Source organism: Arthrobacter globiformis (assembly GCF_030818015.1).
Classification (GTDB): Bacteria; Actinomycetota; Actinomycetes; order Actinomycetales; family Micrococcaceae; genus Arthrobacter; species Arthrobacter globiformis_C.
Genome location: NZ_JAUSZX010000001.1, coordinates 2,167,474 through 2,184,599, shown reverse-complemented (window position 1 = coordinate 2,184,599; position 17,126 = coordinate 2,167,474). Strand labels below are relative to the sequence as shown.

The 17,126-nt window shown below is 62.4% G+C and carries 16 protein-coding genes; 6 read left to right on the top strand and 10 right to left on the bottom strand.

All coding sequences use genetic code 11. The features are described from left to right. Nucleotides 1-33: 33 nt before the first annotated feature. The 4 genes from QFZ23_RS10025 to QFZ23_RS10010 form a co-directional block, all read right to left on the bottom strand. The gene (locus QFZ23_RS10025) at nucleotides 34-1,329 is read right to left on the bottom strand and encodes an ABC transporter substrate-binding protein (protein WP_306922594.1); all 1,296 of its coding nucleotides are present in this window, start codon (nucleotides 1,327-1,329) and stop codon (nucleotides 34-36) included. Nucleotides 1,330-1,331: 2 nt separating this feature from the next. Then, nucleotides 1,332-3,062, bottom strand: coding sequence for a CocE/NonD family hydrolase (locus tag QFZ23_RS10020; RefSeq protein ID WP_306922592.1), 1,731 nt, complete (start codon nucleotides 3,060-3,062; stop codon nucleotides 1,332-1,334). 288 nt (nucleotides 3,063-3,350) lie between these two features. Next, the gene (locus QFZ23_RS10015) at nucleotides 3,351-4,361 is read right to left on the bottom strand and encodes a PDR/VanB family oxidoreductase (protein WP_306922590.1); all 1,011 of its coding nucleotides are present in this window, start codon (nucleotides 4,359-4,361) and stop codon (nucleotides 3,351-3,353) included. 40 nt (nucleotides 4,362-4,401) lie between these two features. Continuing rightward, the gene (locus QFZ23_RS10010; protein ID WP_306922588.1) at nucleotides 4,402-5,496 is read right to left on the bottom strand and encodes an aromatic ring-hydroxylating dioxygenase subunit alpha; all 1,095 of its coding nucleotides are present in this window, start codon (nucleotides 5,494-5,496) and stop codon (nucleotides 4,402-4,404) included. Between the two features lie 168 nt (nucleotides 5,497-5,664). On the opposite strand from QFZ23_RS10010, the gene QFZ23_RS10005 reads away from it, so the two are divergent. Continuing rightward, nucleotides 5,665-6,252, top strand: coding sequence for a PadR family transcriptional regulator (locus QFZ23_RS10005; RefSeq protein WP_306922587.1), 588 nt, complete (start codon nucleotides 5,665-5,667; stop codon nucleotides 6,250-6,252). On the opposite strand, the gene menE is transcribed toward QFZ23_RS10005, so the two are convergent. From menE to QFZ23_RS09980, 5 genes are all read right to left on the bottom strand, one after another. Next, nucleotides 6,224-7,816 carry an o-succinylbenzoate--CoA ligase gene (menE, locus tag QFZ23_RS10000; protein WP_306922585.1) on the bottom strand — a complete coding sequence of 531 codons (1,593 nt, stop codon included), beginning with the start codon at nucleotides 7,814-7,816 and terminating at the stop codon, nucleotides 6,224-6,226. The two genes, QFZ23_RS10005 and menE, sit on opposite strands and share 29 nt — an antisense overlap. A gap of 85 nt (nucleotides 7,817-7,901) precedes the next feature. Continuing rightward, nucleotides 7,902-8,357: a MaoC family dehydratase gene (locus tag QFZ23_RS09995; protein ID WP_306922582.1), complete on the bottom strand. Its 456-nt coding sequence runs from the start codon at nucleotides 8,355-8,357 to the stop codon at nucleotides 7,902-7,904. Between the two features lie 28 nt (nucleotides 8,358-8,385). Then, the gene (locus QFZ23_RS09990; protein ID WP_306922581.1) at nucleotides 8,386-9,561 is read right to left on the bottom strand and encodes an acyl-CoA dehydrogenase family protein; all 1,176 of its coding nucleotides are present in this window, start codon (nucleotides 9,559-9,561) and stop codon (nucleotides 8,386-8,388) included. Then, a complete protein-coding gene (locus QFZ23_RS09985; RefSeq protein ID WP_306922578.1) occupies nucleotides 9,558-10,454 on the bottom strand; it encodes an amidohydrolase family protein in 897 nt (298 codons plus the stop codon). Before QFZ23_RS09985 ends, QFZ23_RS09990 begins: the two co-directional genes overlap by 4 nt. Before the next feature lie 5 nt (nucleotides 10,455-10,459). Further along, the gene (locus QFZ23_RS09980) at nucleotides 10,460-11,395 is read right to left on the bottom strand and encodes an SDR family oxidoreductase (RefSeq protein WP_306922576.1); all 936 of its coding nucleotides are present in this window, start codon (nucleotides 11,393-11,395) and stop codon (nucleotides 10,460-10,462) included. Nucleotides 11,396-11,589: 194 nt separating this feature from the next. Here QFZ23_RS09980 and QFZ23_RS09975 point away from each other — a divergent pair, with 194 nt between their 5' ends. Then, complete coding sequence (locus QFZ23_RS09975; protein ID WP_306922573.1) at nucleotides 11,590-12,108, top strand: MarR family winged helix-turn-helix transcriptional regulator; 519 nt, start codon at nucleotides 11,590-11,592, stop codon at nucleotides 12,106-12,108. Between the two features lie 381 nt (nucleotides 12,109-12,489). On the opposite strand, the gene QFZ23_RS09970 is transcribed toward QFZ23_RS09975, so the two are convergent. Next, on the bottom strand, nucleotides 12,490-13,770 hold the full coding sequence (locus QFZ23_RS09970; protein ID WP_306922571.1) for an MFS transporter: 1,281 nt from the start codon (nucleotides 13,768-13,770) through the stop codon (nucleotides 12,490-12,492). A 671-nt stretch (nucleotides 13,771-14,441) separates the two neighbouring features. On the opposite strand from QFZ23_RS09970, the gene QFZ23_RS09965 reads away from it, so the two are divergent. The 4 genes from QFZ23_RS09965 (at nucleotide 14,442) to QFZ23_RS09950 (ending at nucleotide 17,012) form a co-directional block, all read left to right on the top strand. Next, complete coding sequence (locus tag QFZ23_RS09965; protein ID WP_306922569.1) at nucleotides 14,442-14,723, top strand: hypothetical protein; 282 nt, start codon at nucleotides 14,442-14,444, stop codon at nucleotides 14,721-14,723. A 498-nt stretch (nucleotides 14,724-15,221) separates the two neighbouring features. After that, the gene (locus QFZ23_RS09960; RefSeq protein ID WP_306922567.1) at nucleotides 15,222-15,473 is read left to right on the top strand and encodes a hypothetical protein; all 252 of its coding nucleotides are present in this window, start codon (nucleotides 15,222-15,224) and stop codon (nucleotides 15,471-15,473) included. A gap of 113 nt (nucleotides 15,474-15,586) precedes the next feature. Next, on the top strand, nucleotides 15,587-16,807 hold the full coding sequence (gene fdhA, locus QFZ23_RS09955; RefSeq protein WP_306922566.1) for a formaldehyde dehydrogenase, glutathione-independent: 1,221 nt from the start codon (nucleotides 15,587-15,589) through the stop codon (nucleotides 16,805-16,807). 16 nt (nucleotides 16,808-16,823) lie between these two features. Beyond that, the gene (locus QFZ23_RS09950; RefSeq protein WP_306922564.1) at nucleotides 16,824-17,012 is read left to right on the top strand and encodes a hypothetical protein; all 189 of its coding nucleotides are present in this window, start codon (nucleotides 16,824-16,826) and stop codon (nucleotides 17,010-17,012) included. Nucleotides 17,013-17,126: the final 114 nt, after the last annotated feature.

The following is a 17,126-nucleotide window of genomic DNA, read 5'->3' as shown; positions in this document are numbered from 1 at the left end:
TTTCTCCTTGTGGTGCCATATCAGGCTCGTGGACTACTTGTTGAGAACTGAGGCGTTGTATTTCTGCGCCACCTCGGACTGGAAGCCGTATTCCTTCAGCTTCAGGCCGGTCTTGGCGGACTCGTCGACAGTGAAGATCGACACGGTGTTGCCGGACGTGCGCTCGTTCAGGCTCTGGCCGTAGTTGAAGGCGCCGCCGGCGAGGCCCATGTCGTCCACGGTGCCCAGCGATTTGGAAACCTCCAGCAGCTTCTCGCGGGAGAGGTCACCGGCTTTGACTGCCTTTTCGAGGACGGCAACCGTGGTGCGGGCGGCCATGTACCCGGTCTGGTAGCTGTTGGCCATGGGCTTCGCCTGGGGGTCAATGGCCGCGATGTCCGCTTCCATCATCTTCTGGCCCTCAGCGGAGGCGTCGCCCCATTCCGTGCCGGTGACCACGAAGCGGACGTTCTGCTTTATGTAGTCGGCGGCGGGTCCTGTGGCGAGGCTGGCGTTGTAGGCAGTGTTGCCGGCCAGCCAGCGGGCGTCAAAATTCAGCTGCACGGCCCGCACGGCCGCGTTCTGAATGGTGGCACCGGCGCCGCCGAGGTCAACAACCGCGCAGCCGGCCTCCTTCAGCTTGGAAACCTGCGGTGTGAAGTCCTGGAGTCCGTTCGGGTAGCGCACGGCTGCACCGGTTTTCAGGCCGAGCTCTTTGGCGGCAAAGTTAAAGCCGTTTTCAACCTGGCTTCCGAAGTCATCGTCCTGCAGCAGTGCGCAGTACGTCGCGTCCTTGAGGCCTTCCTTTTCCGCCAGGTACTGGAGGCCCGCAGCGTGATAGGTGGCGTAGAACGGTCCGAAGGGAACCAGGTTCGGATTGGAGATCAGCTTCTCGTCCGAGGAGGCCGGAACGGCGAGAATGTTGTCCGTCTTCATCTGCGGAAGCAATGCCAACGTAATGGCGCTTCCCAGCACATTGGTGAACATCAGGACGTTGCTCTTAAGGGAGTTGTACAACGGAACTGCAACCGAGGGGTTGTATTCGGTGTCTACGTTCTTGACCTTGATGGTGAAGCCTTCAAGGGGACCGCCGGGCTGGGTGGCCCTGTGGAAGTAGGCCTCCGCGCCGGTGATGTTCGTGGCTGCCGGAGCCCAGATCCCGGATGTCGGCACCATGGAGCCAACGGTGATCGTTTTAGTCGCGGCATCAAAGCCGGGAACGCTGACCAGCGTCTTGGCACCCTGGCCTGCTGAACCTGCGTCGTTGTTGGATACGGCCGTGCCGGCGCAGCCGGTCAGCATGAGTGCGGCGGTGGCCGCCAAGGCGAGTGCGCGTCGACTTGCAGTCATTTTTACTTCTCCTTTGAAGGAATTACGGGTAATAAAACATGGCTGGAGTGAACTGAAGTGCAGAAGATCGATTGGGTTGCAGGGGACAAATCGTCCTGTGTGACTTGTCCAGCCAGCTTGCCGGTGCCGGAATTGCGGTCAAAGCACGGGAAATTCGAACTCGCGATGTCCACACGGATTCGATGCCCCTTCTTGAACACCTGGCTCGTAGCGACCAGATCGATGGCGTATTCGTAAACTTCCCCGGGTTCCACGGTGGCGGGGGCATCCATGCCATGGCGGTAGCGCGCACGCACTATCCCGTCCGCGACTCCCATGGCTCGTCCGTCCGGGAAAACGTTGACAAGTTTTGCGGTGAAATCCGCATCCTCGGCCGAAGTGGCCGCGAACAACGTGACGCTCAGCGGGCCGGTCACCTCCATGTCACAGTCCAGGACAGGGCTGGAGAACCGGAGAACATCGCTGCGGCCGTCCAGCACACGCTGGTCCCGGGACCCCGGCATGTAGCCCGCGCCGCCGCCGGGCCCGCCGTTGATCAGGGTGCCGCCGCCAACGGTAGGTACTGGATCATGGGGATCATGGACGTACCGCAGCGGGTCCGCGTTGTCTGCCGGCACCGCTGCGCCGAGCGAGCCGTCCGGCTGCAGATACCACTTCTGCCAGTCGGTTCGCGCCAGCGGCCATTCCTGTTCCGACCGCCAGCGGTCGGCCCCCATCACGAAGATCTGGACCGGCGGAATCGAACTCGGGGCGCCATCCACGCTTTCGCGAAGGAAGCGCATCTGCTGCTCTTCCAAGCGAATGGCCTGTGCTGCGCCTGTCGCAAAGTGCAGCTCGCCGGCCGCCCCGGACTGGTCCGCGTGCGTCCAGGGCCCGATCACTAGATGCTGATTGGCCCGGGCTTCCTCGGACTCGGCTCCCCGGGCAATCGCGGTGTAGTTGTCCAGGGTGCCCGCAAGGAACAGATCGAACCAGCCGCCGACGTGCAGCGCCGGAACGGCCGTGCACGTGCGGTCCCTGGTGTAATTGATCCCCTCCCAGTAACCGCTGTCTGCTTCCTTTTCCAGCCATGTCGTCCAACTGGGCAGGACGTCGCTGACCGCTGTGAGGTCAGTCAGCGGCAAGGTGCGGAAGGTCGCCTCCATGTCGCGTGACATGCTCAGGAACGCGCCCATCTGCGCCGCAATGTCCTCCCCGCGCTGTGCGCGATCCCCCAGAGTCTGGGCCGTCTTGAGCATGTGCCAGCCCAGGCCCTGCCCGAGCTGCATGGCCCCCTGCTTGTAGACCAGTCCGTCCCGGTAGTTGTTCGTCGCGACGATCGGGACGATGGCGGCCAGTCCTGCGGGGTTCTTCCCGCTGACAGCAAGCTGCGCCATCCCAAGGTACGAGGCCCCGAACATGCACACCTGACCGTTGGTCCAGGGCTGGTCGATGAGCCAGGCAATAGTGTCCAGGCCATCGTTGGTCTCGTTTTCAAAGGCCTGGAGCACACCTTCGGACTCCGCAGTCCCGCGGCAGCTCTGGACGACGACGGCGAAGCCGGCGGCAAGCGCCGGCGCCACGGGCAACGTTCGCGCCATCGGCTCCGCATACGGGGTACGGACGAGAACCACCGGCTGGGGCTCTGCAGACACGGAGCGGTAGGCCGTAGCGACGAGGGCGATTCCGTCGCGCATTGGAATGCGGACTTTTTCCATCACCCGGGATTCGATGGTTTCCGTGGTCTGTGTCATAGCCTGACAAACAACCTTTCGCTCTCGGAGCAGCGTTGCTCCACTGGGCCCACTGTGAGGCGTCTCACATACACTACGGGTCCGGTCCGGGATGATTTGTCTCAAATTGAGACTGTCAATCTGGCTGATTCCGGGCACGCGGGACCGCCGGAGCCGCCGCCTTTAGCGCGGGCCGGAGAGGAAACGATGGGAGTACTCAACGGTTGACTTTGCCTCAGGCAAAGTTGACGACGGCGGCACTGGCCGCCGCCGTCGTCGTTTCTTGTCAATGTGTCACCACTGTTGCGGTCAGGAGACCTCGATGGTCACCACTGCCGGTCCGGAGGCAGACGCCTCGGCCATCAGGCCGGTCCCTGAGGTGACGGCCCGGGAGACGCAGCAGGCCATCTTCTCGGCGGCGTTTTTCTGCCTGGCACTGTAGAAGACATCACGATGGTCGATGGCCCCCTCAAGCCTGAGTATTTTGACCTCGCAGAGCCCGCATTCGCCCTTGCGGCAGTCGAACATCAGGTCAGCTCCAGCATCCTCGAGGGCTTCGAGCATGGAGCGGCCCTGGTTTACTGGAACCTCCAATCCCAGACTTGGGACCTTGACGATGAATTCCTCGGCGTCATACCAGCCGCTGTTGCCGAACGTTTCGTAACGCAGGTTGGGGTAGCTGAGCTCCCGCTCGGTCCAGGTGCGGCGCACGGCGTCCATGAGCCGAATGGGACCGCACATGTATAGTTCGGTGTCCTCCGTTGCGCTGGCGACCAGCCGGTTCACATCCAGGGACGTTCCCTCATCATCCACATGGACCACGAGGTTCTCGCCATGGACCTCCTGAAGCTCCTCCAGGTAGGCCATTGCCGCGCGGTTACGCCCGGCGTAGACGAAGCTGTAATTGGCTCGTAAGTTTTTCAGTACCTTGGCCATGTTGATCATGGCGGTGATGCCAATGCCCCCGGCCAGCAGGATGTATCGTTCCGCCCCCACCCGGAGCGGAAAGTTCTGCAGCGGCTGGGTAATGTCCAGCAGGTCCCCGGCCTGGAGAGCGTGCATGAAGGCCGAGCCGCCGCGGGACAGCGGCGCCTTCAGCACGCTGATCACCAGACGGGCGCCGTCCTCGCTGGCCTCGACCACGGAGTAGGAGCGCTTGCCCTCGTGGCCGTCAATGCAGACCCTGACATCGATATGTGAGCCCGGTTCCGCCTTCCGGGGCAGGGACGGTTCAATCACGATGCGCTGGATATCGGTGGCGACGTTCCGGATTTCGACAACTGTTCCCAGCTGCCAGACTTCAATGTTTGTTGCTGCCATGGCTATTTCAGACCTGTTCTCGTTGCTGCCTGTTCCCGCGCTAGGCGACGGGAACCAGGCGGCCTTCGGATTCGAGTTGGCGTTCGATGAGGCGCCGCACCCACATGCCGCCGGCGTCGATGTTCAGGCTGTAGAACTCGTAGTCCGGGTTGGCGTCGATGGCGGCCTGCTGCGCTGTGAGCATGGCCTCGTCCTCCCCGAAGACGCCGTGCACGCCCTCGCGCAACTGGGTGGTGATGAGCTGGCTGTCCAGGCGGTAGTTGCGCATGAACGCCCAGAAATAGTGGCAGGACTTGTCATTTTCGGGCGTGATCGCGTTCATCACAAATCCGTTGACGCCCTGGCTGCGGTCACCTTCGAAGGCACCGGTGCCCGCCTTGGCCACTCCCACGTCGATGTTGATGACGGATGGCGAGCGGAAGGTGATGATCTGCCAGCGGTCCACCTTGCCCTCGAAGCCGGGGAACTTGTCGCGCATGTTCTTGCGCCAGAACGGGGGGGCGTCGATGTTGAACATCCAGCGCGCAACCGTGACGGTGTCGTCGTCATGGGTGACCACGAAGTCGGATTCGCTGAGTTCATCCTGTCCAATCGAGGAGGCGTGGATAAACTCCTCGTGGGTGAGGTCCATGAGGTTATCCAGGACCAGCTGATAATTGCAGGGGGCGTAGATGGTCTCACCGTCGCCTGCCCACTCGTTGGAGTCCAGCTGGTGCATGTCCGGAACCAGCTGAGGGTCGGCTTTGGTCGGGTCGCCGAGCCAGACCCAGACGTAGCGGTGGCGTTCCACTACCGGGAAGGACGGCACCGTGGCGCTGGGGTTGATGGTCTCCTGCGCCGGCATCGATACGCAACGTCCCGCGGAGTTGTAGACGATGCCGTGGTACGGGCACTGGATCTGGTCCTTTTCGAGTGTTTTGCCCATGGAGAGAGGGGCCAGCCGGTGCCAGCAGGCGTCGGCCAGCGCCACAGCCTTGCCGTCCTCGGTGCGGTAAAGCGCAAGCTGTCGGCCGGCGATTTTGCGGGACATCGGCTTACGCGTTACTTCCTTGTCCCAAGCAGCGACGTACCAGACGTTTAGGGGGTAGCCGAGGACCTTGTTGGTGGTAGAGCTCTGGGTACTGACAGCAGTCATGGTTTTCCTTCCATGTAACAGCGGCGTCGACAATGACGCCACCGATCGGGCGCAGGGGGAACGGTGGTCTGTCCCACTCCAATAACTATCTACGTAGTTAGTGCGGTGGGTCACAGATTATCTATGGATATAGTTATTGGCAAGAGCCGGAGGAAAAGAGGTCGTTCTGTGAGTCTTCGCTACGCACTGCTGGCATTGCTGACGGTCGAACCCATGACGGGCTATGACCTGTCCAAGCGGTTCGAGTCCTCCGTTGCCTATGTGTGGCATGCCCCCGATTCGCAGATCTACCCCGAGCTGCGTCGAATGGAAAAAGACGGGCTTTTAATCGGGGAAGAGGTGCCCTGGGGTCCGAACAGCAAGAAGACGCAGTACCGGATAACGGAGGCCGGCATTGCAGCGTTCCGGGAATGGATGAACACCCCGTTGGAATACTCCCGGGAGCGCGATCCGGTTCACCTGAAGGCCGCCTACCTGGAATGGGCGGAGCCGGACTCGGCGAGGGCACAGATGGAAGCCCACATTGCCTACCACATGCTGCGGCGTAACCAGTGGGAAGGCATGGTCCAGGAACTGCGCAGCGGCACCAGCGTCATGCTGGGCCGCCGGCTTGCCGTGACTCCGGCGGCGGAACACCGGCGCACCACCGAGTACAAGATCTTCACTTATGAGGGCCTGATCGCCCGTGCCGAGACAGAAATAGCGTGGGGCCGCCGCGGCCTGGAGCTCATCGATTCCCTCGAGGATGGTTCCTGACCACGACGGGCGTACGGCGGGGGGCCTGGCTTTCCGCGTACATCTGGCGCAGCTCGGCCTTGCGGATCTTGCCGCTGGCAGTCCGCGGCAGCTCGTCCACAATCACCACGGACTTGGGAATCTTGTACCGCGCCAGGCGGCCCTCCAGATGGGCACGGACTTCTTCCTCTGTCACGGTGTGTCCCTTCCGGACGGTGATGATGGCCTTGGGCACTTCGCCCCATTTCTCGTCCGGCACGCCGATGAGGGCCACGCTTCCGACAGCCTCCAACTCGATGACGATCTGCTCGACCTCGGCCGGGTAGATGTTCTCGCCTCCGGAAATGATCATGTCCTTGAGCCTGTCCGAGATGTATACAAAGCCTTCGTCGTCGGCGTAGCCCATGTCCCCGGATCGGAACCACTCGTCGTCGGCAAAGCTGTTTTCGGTGGCGTCCGGCCGGTTCCAGTATTCGCGGATGACGTTGGGGCCTTTTACCTCGATTTCCCCCACCGCGTGGGATCCCTGGACGTCCCCTAGCGGATCAACAATGCGCACCTCGGTGAAGAAATGCGGCAGACCCACCGAGCCCATCTTGTCCCGGCTCCGGTCCGGCTGCAGGCTGGTGGCCCCCGGCGCGGTTTCGGTCATGCCGTAGCCGCCGGAGAAGGACAGCCCCCGGCTCTCGTAGGCTTCCATCACGCGGACGGGCACGGCCGAACCGCCGCAGGTGAGCTTTTTCAGCGAACTGAGGTCCGTACATTCCCAGGCCTCGTGCTCGGCGAGCATCTGGTAGGTGGTGGGAACGCCGCTGATCATCGTGGCCTTGTAATGCTCGATCAGGGACAGCGCCCGGCCGGGAACGAAGCCCGGTTCCAGTAGCAGGGTGCCGCCCTTGAGGAAAACCGGCATGATAGCCATGCCGAGCGAGGCTACATGGAACATGGGCGAGATGACCAGGGCCACGTCACTGCTGACCACGTCGTAGTCCACCAGCACGTTGTAGGAGTTCCAGGTGATGTTGCCGTGGGTCAGCACGGCTCCCTTGGGACGGCCGGTGGTGCCCGAGGTGTAAAGGATGATGGCCGTGTCGTCCAGGGTGACCCGGACATCGATGCGGTCAGCGGAAGCAGCGGTCCGTGCCTCGGCGTAGTCCTCGGCGCCATCGGAGACGTCGGTGGAACGCGTATCACGGACCACAAGGCGGTGGCGGACGGCCGTGTCCCGTGATCCCGCGACGGCCAGGCCGTCCAGGGCTGCGGCGTTGATCAGCACTGTGGAGCCCGAGTCCTGCAGGGCGAACTGGATTTCCGGCGGGGCGAGGCGCGTGTTCAGCGGAACAAAGATGGCGCCCAGGGTGCCGGCCGCGAAGAACGTCTCCAGGAACGAGGGATCATTTTCGCCCAGGTAGGCCACGCGGTCCCCCTGCTGCACGCCGCGGTCACGCAGGGCATTGGCCAGCCGGTCCACGCGGTCGGCCAGTTCGCCGTAGCTGGTGCGGGTGTCGCGGTAGATCAGCGCGGTCTTGGTGGCGGATTTCGTTCTGCGGCGTTGCAGCCACGAACCCACTCCTTGGTTGTACATGTGAGCGGAACCTTCCTGTCATAGGGAACGGGCGACGGCGGCGGCGCGCGGGCAACATTGCCAGCCGGGCCGCCGTCTTCGCCTGCTAGGCGTAGAAGCGGTAAAGGGAGTGCGCGACGACGGCGGGCTTGGTGCCGCCTTCAACCTCGATGCTCTGGTCCACGCCGATCTGCACGCCGCCGGCAATTTCGGTGACGGTGGCGATCTTCGCAGACATGCGGATCTTGGAGCCTGCCTTGACCGGGGACGGGAAGCGGACCTTTTCCAGCCCGTAGTTGACCCTGGTCTTTACACCCGTGACATCCAGCAGTTCGGTCCAGAACGGGATGGCCAGGGACAGGGTGAGGAAACCGTGCGCGATGGGCGCGCCGAAGGGGCCCTCCTTGGCCTTTTCCGGGTCCGTGTGGATCCACTGGTGGTCGCCCGTGGCGTCGGCGAAGGTGTTGATCTGATCCTGGGACACCTCGATGTAGTCGGTGTAGCCCAGGTCGTGGCCTTCCATACCGGCCAGTTCTTCGAAAGTTACCGTGGTGATGCTCATGATGCTCCTTGGATGTTGTCGATGACGATCAGCGGAATGCGCCAAGGCCGGTGAGGGCCCGGCCCACTATGAGTGAGTTGATTTCGTGGGTGCCTTCGTAGGAGTAGACGGCCTCGGCGTCAGCGAAGAACCTGCCCACCCTGTTGTCCAGGATGATGCCGTTACCGCCACAAATTTCGCGGGCCAGGGCCGTGGTTTCCCGCGCCCGGGCAGCGCACCACATCTTGGCCATGGCCGAGTTTTCGTCCTTGTAGATGCCTGCTGCCTGCTGCTGGGTCAGGCGGACCACCATGCCCAGGCACGCGGTGACGTTGCCCAGCATCGCGGCGAGCTTTTCCTGGATGAGCTGGAACCCGCCCAACGGCCGGCCGAACTGTTCACGTTCCTTGACATAGCGCAGGGCGGCCTCGTAAGCGCCGGCCTGGAGCCCGGTGGCGATCCAGGCTACGTCTGAACGCAAGTTCCGCAGCAGCCCGGCAACGTCACCGAAACCGTTCACGTTCTGTAGCCGGTGGTCTTCCTGCACCACAACATCGGTGAGCGTGATGTCCGCGTTCTGCATGATGCGCAGGGACATCTTGCCTTCGATCTTGCGGAGCGCGACGCCGGGGTCGTCCGTCCGGACCAGGAACGCCTTGATCTGACGGTCTGCCTCGTCGCGGGCAAAAACAGCCAGATAGTCGGCCGTAGCGGCACCCCCGATCCAACGTTTGACGCCGTTGATCACCCAGGTGCCGCCGTTCCGGCGGGCACTGGTTTCCAGGCCGCCCGCAATGTCTGAGCCGTGGGCGGGTTCGGTCAGGGCAAAAACTCCGGTCATCTCAAAGCTGCGGATGAACGGATCCCACGCCGCTGCCTGTTCCGGGCTGCCACCCAGGTTGACCGCTGTGCGGAACAGCCCGGACTGGGCGTTATAGAAGGTGGCCACGGAGGCGTCCGTGCGGGCGAGTTCAAAATTTCTGAACCCTCCGTACAGTGCCCCCGGAACGGCACCGTCCCGGGTCAGTTCCGAGGGTTCCATCAGGTTCAGGCCGACCAGCGGTTTGATGATCTGTTCCGGGAATTCGCCCCGTTCCCAGTAGTCGGCCAGGAGTGGCTGGACGTCATCATCCAGGACGGTGCGCAGCCGGCCCAGCACCTGCCGTTCGTCCTCGCTGAGGAGGGTGGAGTAGCCATACTGGTCAGAAGGGTAGAACGCGCTCATGATGCGGCCTGGGTGTTCAGCCCCAGCAGCCGGACGGCGTTGTCCTTGAGGATCTTGGGCCGCACCTCTTCCTTGAACGTGAGGTCGGCGAAGTCGTTCATCCAGCGGTCCGGTGTGATCAGCGGGAAGTCCGAGCCGAACAGCACCTTGTTCTGCAGGACCGAGTTGGCCTGCCGGACCAGGATCTCCGGGAAGTACCTGGGCGACCAGCCGGAGAGATCGATCCACACGTTGGCCTTGTGCGTGGCCACCGCAATGGCTTCTTCCTGCCACGGCACCGAGGGGTGCGCCATGATGATCTGCAGTTCCGGGAAGTCCGCCGCCACGGCGTCGAGCAGGATGGGGTTGGAGAGCGCCAGCTTCAGCCCGAATCCTCCCGGCAGTCCGGAGCCGATCCCCGTCTGTCCGGTATGGAAGATGACCGGAAGCCCAAAGGACTGCAGGAGCTCCCACAGCGGGTAGAACTGCTGATCGGAGGGATCAAAGTTCTGCACCGTGGGGTGGAACTTGAACCCGCGGACGCCGAAGTCCCCTGCCAGCAGCCGGGCCCTTTCAAGGGCTTCCGTATTGGTGGTGGGGTCCACGGAACCGAAGGGAATCAGCACATCGTTGTTACGGGCCGCACCGAGTGCGATTTCCTCGCTGCTGTTGGGCCGGTGGCCCAGCGCCCGGCGGGCGTCCACCGTGAAGACGACGGCGGCCATCTTCCGTTCACGGTAAATCTCCGCAATGTCGTCCAGGCCGGGACGGGGACCGTCCGTCTTGAAATACTTGCTCGCCGCGTCCACAAGTTCCTGGGGCAAAGCGTTGTGCCCATGATCGTCCACCTCGACGTGGACATGCATGTCGATGGCCGTCAGAGCGTCAACATCAACTGCCGATACGTAGCTCATGGCGCTTACTTGGCGGGGGTCGGCTCGGGACGCAGCTCCGCGGGCAGCTCGGGGAACTCCTCGCCGACGCTCTGCAGCTTGTTCCCGAGAAGTCCCTCAAAGTTGGAGATGAGTTCCTCGTAGCTCCAGCCCCCGTCGTGGTATTCAGTGGCCACGGCCTCGGGATGGGACCAGAGCTGCAGGCGGTCTCCGCCCACGCCGATGGCCTGGCCCGTGATGGTACCGGCCTCATCAGAGGCGAGGAACGCCACCAGTCCGGCAACGTCTCCGGCCGTGCCAAAGCCAAGGTCTTTCCGGAAGAAGTCCGGCATCGCTTCGCCACGGGCGGAAGCCTGGACGGCCTTTTCGAAGAAGGGGAGGGTTTCGGTCATGGCGGTGGCAGCCACCGGTATCACCACGTTGGCGGTCACGCCGGCCCGCTTCATCTCCAGCGCCCACGTCCGCACCATGCCCACGATGCCTGCCTTGGCGGCGGCGTAGTTGGTCTGGCCGAAGTTGCCGCGCTGTCCCGTGGGCGATCCGACGGCGATGATCCGCCCGGTCACATTGTTTTCCTTGAAGTAGGCGAAGGCCTCGCGGACGCAAGTAAAGGTTCCGCGCAGATGGACGTCGATTACCAGGTCGAAGTCTTCGTCCGTCATCTTCAGCAGGGACTTGTCCCGCAGGACGCCGGCATTGGTGACCAGGATGTCCAGCCGGCCAAACGTCTCGACAGCGGCGTTCACGAGCTGCCTTGCGGTTTCGGAGGATCCCACCGGGGCGGCGACGGCTACTGCCCTGCCGCCGGCCGAGGTGATGCTGTCCGCGGCTTCCGCAGCAACGGCCGCGTCAACATCGTTGATGACCACTGCGGCACCTTGCCGGGCGAGTTCCTGTGCATATGCCAGGCCCAGTCCACGTCCACTGCCGGTAACGATTGCTACTTTTCCTTCAAGGTTCATGGCTCTCTCCTTCGGTTCAACTATGCGTGGTGCTGCCGTTCTGGCTCCCGGCGCATGAGGGTTCGCCTCAATGACAACCCATCTAGTTAACAATGTCAATCATTCTGTTTGAAACTATTCTGCTTCGATCGTCCTGCAGTATCGTTGAGTAAGTCATTTCGATAATTCCCCTACCATCGGACGCATGAGGGCCCATGACCGGAGCAATTATGGAAAGCATCGAGCGGTTCCGTGCACCGCTAGTACCCGGGTCGACCGACCGTTTGCTCGCCAGTGACCTGGCCAAGGAAACAGAGTTCCTCGCGGCCCGGACAATCAGCATCGGAACGGCAAGGGCCAACGCCATGTTGGGCCCGTTGGATCTGAAGGTCAGGTCCTATTCCGTGCTCGCCCTTGCCTGCACCGCAGACGCCCCTTCCCAGCGGGAACTGGCTGACTTCCTGTGCCTCGTGCCCAGTCAAATCGTCGCCCTCGTGGATGGCTTGGAACGGCGCGGCCTGGTGGAGCGCCTCAATGATCCGGGCGACAGGCGCTCCAAAATCATCCGCGCGACGGCGTCCGGCAAGAGGCTTTACAAGCGCGCCTCCGAAACTGTTCGAGAAGCGGAGGACATCTCTCTCCAGGCACTGACTGCCGAGGAACGCAACCAGCTCCGGAGCCTGCTTCGCAGGACTGCATTCACTCCGACAGACCAGGCCAGCGCTCCTGGGTAAACGGTGACGACGAACTGGCGTCCTCGATACCGGCTGGCTCTCACTTCACAGACCTCCTCGGAAGACACCTGCCATACCTGGCTGCTGCCACACCCTAGGGTCCAGAAGTGGCACAGCATGTCATACCAACCGCGGACGCGGCCTACGGGACGCCGCGCAGTGGATGTCCCGCGGACTCGCCTGCTGGCCTATTTCGTGAGAGGAACCTCTCTCTGCGAAAGCCCCTTCCCCAGTCCTCCCGCGACACTTTCCCGGCCACTCCCCTGCCGGTCAAGAATCTTCAGAGATCGTGCTTGCCGGATTGGCGGACACCCCACGTGCCCCCAGACCTGTTGAACTGCACCAGCCGACATGTTCTGCTTCAGGCCCCTCCGAGCCGTCCTACTCGACCGGGTACGTGTACTTCCTCGGCAAAGCCACGACGAGCAGCGCGGCGAGGGCCAGCAGCCCGGTAAAGACAAAGAGCATCGGAGTATAGGACCCGACGGCGTCGAAACCGAAGCCAAGGGCCATAGGCCCGAAGGCCGCTCCGAGACCGAATGCGCCGAAGAAGTAGCCGCTGAGCTGGCCGAACGACCGCAGACCAAAGTACCGGGACCCCAGGAAGGCGATGAGGTCTGTTTCGGCCCCCGCAGCGACTCCGAGCGCCATTATGCCGAGGACAGGAGCGGTTCCGGTCGCAAGCAGCGCCACCCCGAGGCCGCCGACAAGGAAGGCCAGCGCCCCGATGTACGGAGCGTGGAAGCGGTCGTAAAGGTATCCCCCGCCGAGTCTGCCCACGATCGAGGCAACACCAGCGAGGCCCAGCATGCCGGCTGCGGCAGCGGGCTGCCATCCCTGGTCGGTCAGCAGCGGAACCACGTGGATCAAGGCCCCTTGAATGGTCATGGCGACCAATACGATCGAGAGTGCCAGCCGCCAAAACGTGCGGGTGCGCAAAGCGGAGCGGACGGATATGCCTGGAAGTTCCGTACTTGCGGTTTCGGAGCCCAGGGCGCGGTTGGCCGGCACTCCTTCACCGGGACGCGGGTCACGGATCATGAAGAACAGCGCTGGCAGAGCGACGACGAGGAGCAGCCCGGCCAGACCGACATAGGCGTTGCGCCATCCCCAGTTAGACACCATGTACTGCGCCAACTGGGGAGCCAGCGATTGGCCTACCGCCAGCCCCATGACCGTGGCGCCAATGGCCAGCCCGCGGTTGCGGTCAAACCACCGTGAAACGGTTTTGATGTACGAGGCCACGTTCTGCGGCGCCCCCGCGATACCTGTTAAACCGACCAGCACGATATACACGGCCAGAACCGGCGGAACCAAGGAGATCGCCGCAATATTCAGTGCCAGCAGCACGACCCCGACGGGCAGCACGCGGCGGATTCCCCATCTGTCGACCGCTAGACCGACCAGGGGAAGGAAGATCGCTGACATCAAGCCGCCGACCAGCAGCCCGGCACTGATCGGGCCCCGGTCCCAGCCGAACTCCTTGCTGACCGGAACCATGAAGACGCCCATCGTGCTGAGGACCAGCGGGGCGGTGGAGACGGACAGCGCCAGCGCCGACCCAGCAACCACCAGTGAAGACTTTCCGCTCATCTCTTTGCGTGCCGCCACGATGCTGGCAGGAGACCCGCCGGGATCAGTGACGGTCAGTTCGTTGCGCATGTTTTTTCTTCCTGATTGCTTGCCTTCGTCGTTGAACACGTCACAAGCCGCATGCGGCGTGATTCCCCTCACAGAACCATACAGGTGCGGTCATAGGGGCTGCGTCTCATTCTGAGACTCGACTGGGCCCAAATTTCAAGGCATCAAATCAGGCGAAATCGCAGGGTTATTGAGCGTTGATCCACTGACGGCAGGCGGAAGACATTGCTGGTCGCGTGCCCAAGGTGTCGCCTCTGCGCTTTTGACCGGTAGCGCCCGCAGCTAATTTTCCGGTGCCTGCTGAACATTACTTGCCATTGGGGGATGACAGCCGCACATGCAGGTGCAGGCGTGGCACGTTGCTGCATGCGGTCGGGAAATGCTTCGGAAGTCGGATCGAGCCCCATGGAGCACTGCCCGGCACCGGGACGGCCTGACGAATTGACGGTCTCACAATGAGACGCCCGGGCACTGTAGCCCCGGATAGCTTAGTACGAACAACATTCCGTGGTGATCTGGATTACAGCCAACGTTTCCCGGAAGGGGCCCTCATCAGCTGAAATTCGGTCTAACCCCGCGGTGCTGCATAAACGCGGCGTTGGCACACAAGTGGCCGACTGGTGGGGCAGGGCAAGAGGGCACGGTGCCCCTCGGATCCAGTTCAGTGAGCTCGGGTTTCAGAGGAGAGAAACATGATCAGTGGGGAAATAAATGCAACACAAAACTCCGGGCATGCAGGCGTCAACACTGGCGCGGGCGCCCATGTGCGTCGCCCGGTCGTGTACGAAGAATCTGGCACCTTCCTTGGCGGTCAGCTCACCTCTTCCGCCTGGAGCGGCTGGTGGTATGAAGAACCAGACAGCGAAACTTGGAGCTTGGCGGAACCCGCGTTCGGGAAGCCGGTCAATCTTGCTGTGCCGTCAGCCCAAGATGATCTGCCCGGCAACACTATTGGGCACCGACGCTTTCTATGAGGCCTGAGAACCGCTATTCAACACGGTTGGGACAAGCATCCGCGACTCGAAGACATCGTCGAGGCCGTCGAACGTCACGGCGTGTCACCAAGACCCTTAGAAACCTGGATTCCGTCAAATCTCCTCAAGTCACTTTACGCTTGCGGGCTGCGTCGACGGCATCGCCAAAAGATCTGAACGGAGACGCAGTAAATGTACAAAACCCGAAATTTGCAGCTCATGGCCCAAGACGGTCCAGGTGTATGGCACCCAACAGACGACCGGACCACGCTCGAAGGGCGGAAGATCGTGGTCCACGACCACGGAGATATCGTTGATCGGGGCCAAGTTGAAGTCATTACTGCCGACGGGAGCATTCTCTGGTTACGCCAGGATGGCACATCACCGCGACGTCTGATAGAAAAGCCTCCGCGGGTACATGTACGAATCCACGCTCCGGAATGAGGGCGGCCTCAGCCCGCCCCAGGCTTTCCGCCTGATGCTGCCGGTCAACTCGTCGTGATCAAGGACACTTCACGCGGCTTTATCATCAGCTTCGAAGAGCTTCTGCGACGCGGACAGGACGCGGCTCAATCCCTGCAGATATACCAGTTGATCGCGGCGATCTTCATCATCCTTGATTACACCCTCTCGAAAATCGCAGAGCACGTCGAAATAGGAACGCAAGAAGAAGCCAAAGAAGGCACCTGCGAAGCTGAAACCCTTGTTGACGCGGAAGTGACCCTGACAAACCATCCCGCTGCTGCCTGAATCGAAGGGTTAGCCAAGGCCCCCGCCCTGATTGACTCCGCAGCATCTAGAGAGCCGTTCACCTGCGCCCAGATCACTCCGTGATCGAGCGCCCAAATTGAGAAGAGAGCCCATTGGCAGCGAACAGAGCGGTCGCCTACAAAGGACCCGGGAAAGTCGAAGTCATCGACACCGATTACCCGACCTTCGAGTTGAAAGACGGACCGGGTGTTAACCCGGCCAATGTGGGCAGGAAAGTACCCCACGGCGTTATTCTCCGCACAATAACCACCAACATCTGCGGATCTGACCAACACATGGTCCGCGGCCGCACCACCGCCCCCTCAAACCTGGTCCTCGGCCACGAAATTACCGGCGAAGTCATCGAAACCGGGCCTGACGTCGAGTTCATCAAGGTCGGCGACGTCGTCTCGGTCCCCTTCAACATCTCCTGCGGCCGCTGCCGGAACTGCAAGGAACGCAAAACCGGCATCTGCCTCAACGTCAACCCGGACAGGCCCGGCAGCGCCTACGGCTACGTCGACATGGGTGGCTGGGTCGGTGGTCAGTCTGAGTTCGTCCTGGTCCCGTACGCAGACTGGAATCTCCTAAAATTCCCCGACCGAGATCAGGCTCTGGAAAAGATCATGGACCTGACCATGCTCTCGGACATCTTTCCCACCGGATTCCATGGAGCAGTCACCGCCGGAGTGGGCGTCGGTTCCACGGTCTACGTCGCCGGCGCAGGCCCGGTGGGGCTGGCCGCCGCCGCCAGCGCGCAGCTGCTCGGCGCCGCAGTGGTCATCGTCGGAGATCTGAATGAAGACCGGCTCGCACAGGCGCGAAGCTTCGGATGCGAAACGATCAACGTCGCCGCCGGTGACCCGGCCGACCGAATCGAACAGATACTCGGCGTCCGAGAAGTGGACGCCGGTATCGATGCGGTGGGCTTCGAAGCCCGCGGCCACGGACACGGGGCCCAGGCCGAAGAAGCCCCGGCAACCGTCCTCAACTCCCTCATGGACATCACGGCGGCCGGAGGGGCGCTTGGTATCCCAGGCCTTTATGTCACAGGAGACCCAGGCGCTGTCGATGACGCAGCCAAGAAGGGCTCCCTTTCGCTGAGTCTCGGCACTGGCTGGGCCAAGTCCCTCTCATTCGCCACCGGCCAGTGCCCCGTCATGAAATACAACCGCCAGCTGATGATGGCCATCCTCCATGACAAGGTCCAAATCGCCAAGGCAGTCAATGCCCAAGCAATGTCCCTCGAAGACGCACCGCGCGGATACGCCGAGTTCGACGCCGGCGCAGCGACCAAATACGTCCTGAACCCCAACGGATACGTCAAGGCATAAAAGGAGCAAGTCCAAAATGACCTCACCCACCCTTGCCGAAGCACGCGACCTGATCGCGGCCGCCGAAGAACGAGCCCAGGAAATTGGCCAGCCAATGAACATTGCAATGGTCGACGTCGCACCAAAGTCAATGGCGCCACTGGCGTCAGCGGCGGTTCCGGCGAACAGAACCAGACCGTTGCAGAAGCAGGCGTCAAGGCACTGACCGGCATCGGGACGCGCAGCTAACGTCTCCAGGGGGCCTTGGCCGGAGCTCCCTGCCCCGTCAAGGCCATCCCTTCTTAGCCACTCCCCTCAATCCCGGCCGAGGACCGCAAAA

Coding starts and splice junctions, on each gene's coding strand:
- QFZ23_RS10025 (WP_306922594.1), bottom strand. CDS start 1,329: ATGACTGCAAGTCGACGCGCACTCGCCTTGGCGGCCACCGCCGCACTC.
- QFZ23_RS10020 (WP_306922592.1), bottom strand. CDS start 3,062: ATGACACAGACCACGGAAACCATCGAATCCCGGGTGATGGAAAAAGTC.
- QFZ23_RS10015 (WP_306922590.1), bottom strand. CDS start 4,361: ATGGCAGCAACAAACATTGAAGTCTGGCAGCTGGGAACAGTTGTCGAA.
- QFZ23_RS10010 (WP_306922588.1), bottom strand. CDS start 5,496: ATGACTGCTGTCAGTACCCAGAGCTCTACCACCAACAAGGTCCTCGGC.
- menE (WP_306922585.1), bottom strand. CDS start 7,816: ATGTACAACCAAGGAGTGGGTTCGTGGCTGCAACGCCGCAGAACGAAA.
- QFZ23_RS09995 (WP_306922582.1), bottom strand. CDS start 8,357: ATGAGCATCACCACGGTAACTTTCGAAGAACTGGCCGGTATGGAAGGC.
- QFZ23_RS09990 (WP_306922581.1), bottom strand. CDS start 9,561: ATGAGCGCGTTCTACCCTTCTGACCAGTATGGCTACTCCACCCTCCTC.
- QFZ23_RS09985 (WP_306922578.1), bottom strand. CDS start 10,454: ATGAGCTACGTATCGGCAGTTGATGTTGACGCTCTGACGGCCATCGAC.
- QFZ23_RS09980 (WP_306922576.1), bottom strand. CDS start 11,395: ATGAACCTTGAAGGAAAAGTAGCAATCGTTACCGGCAGTGGACGTGGA.
- QFZ23_RS09975 (WP_306922573.1), top strand. CDS start 11,590: ATGACCGGAGCAATTATGGAAAGCATCGAGCGGTTCCGTGCACCGCTA.
- QFZ23_RS09970 (WP_306922571.1), bottom strand. CDS start 13,770: ATGCGCAACGAACTGACCGTCACTGATCCCGGCGGGTCTCCTGCCAGC.
- QFZ23_RS09965 (WP_306922569.1), top strand. CDS start 14,442: ATGATCAGTGGGGAAATAAATGCAACACAAAACTCCGGGCATGCAGGC.
- QFZ23_RS09950 (WP_306922564.1), top strand. CDS start 16,824: ATGACCTCACCCACCCTTGCCGAAGCACGCGACCTGATCGCGGCCGCC.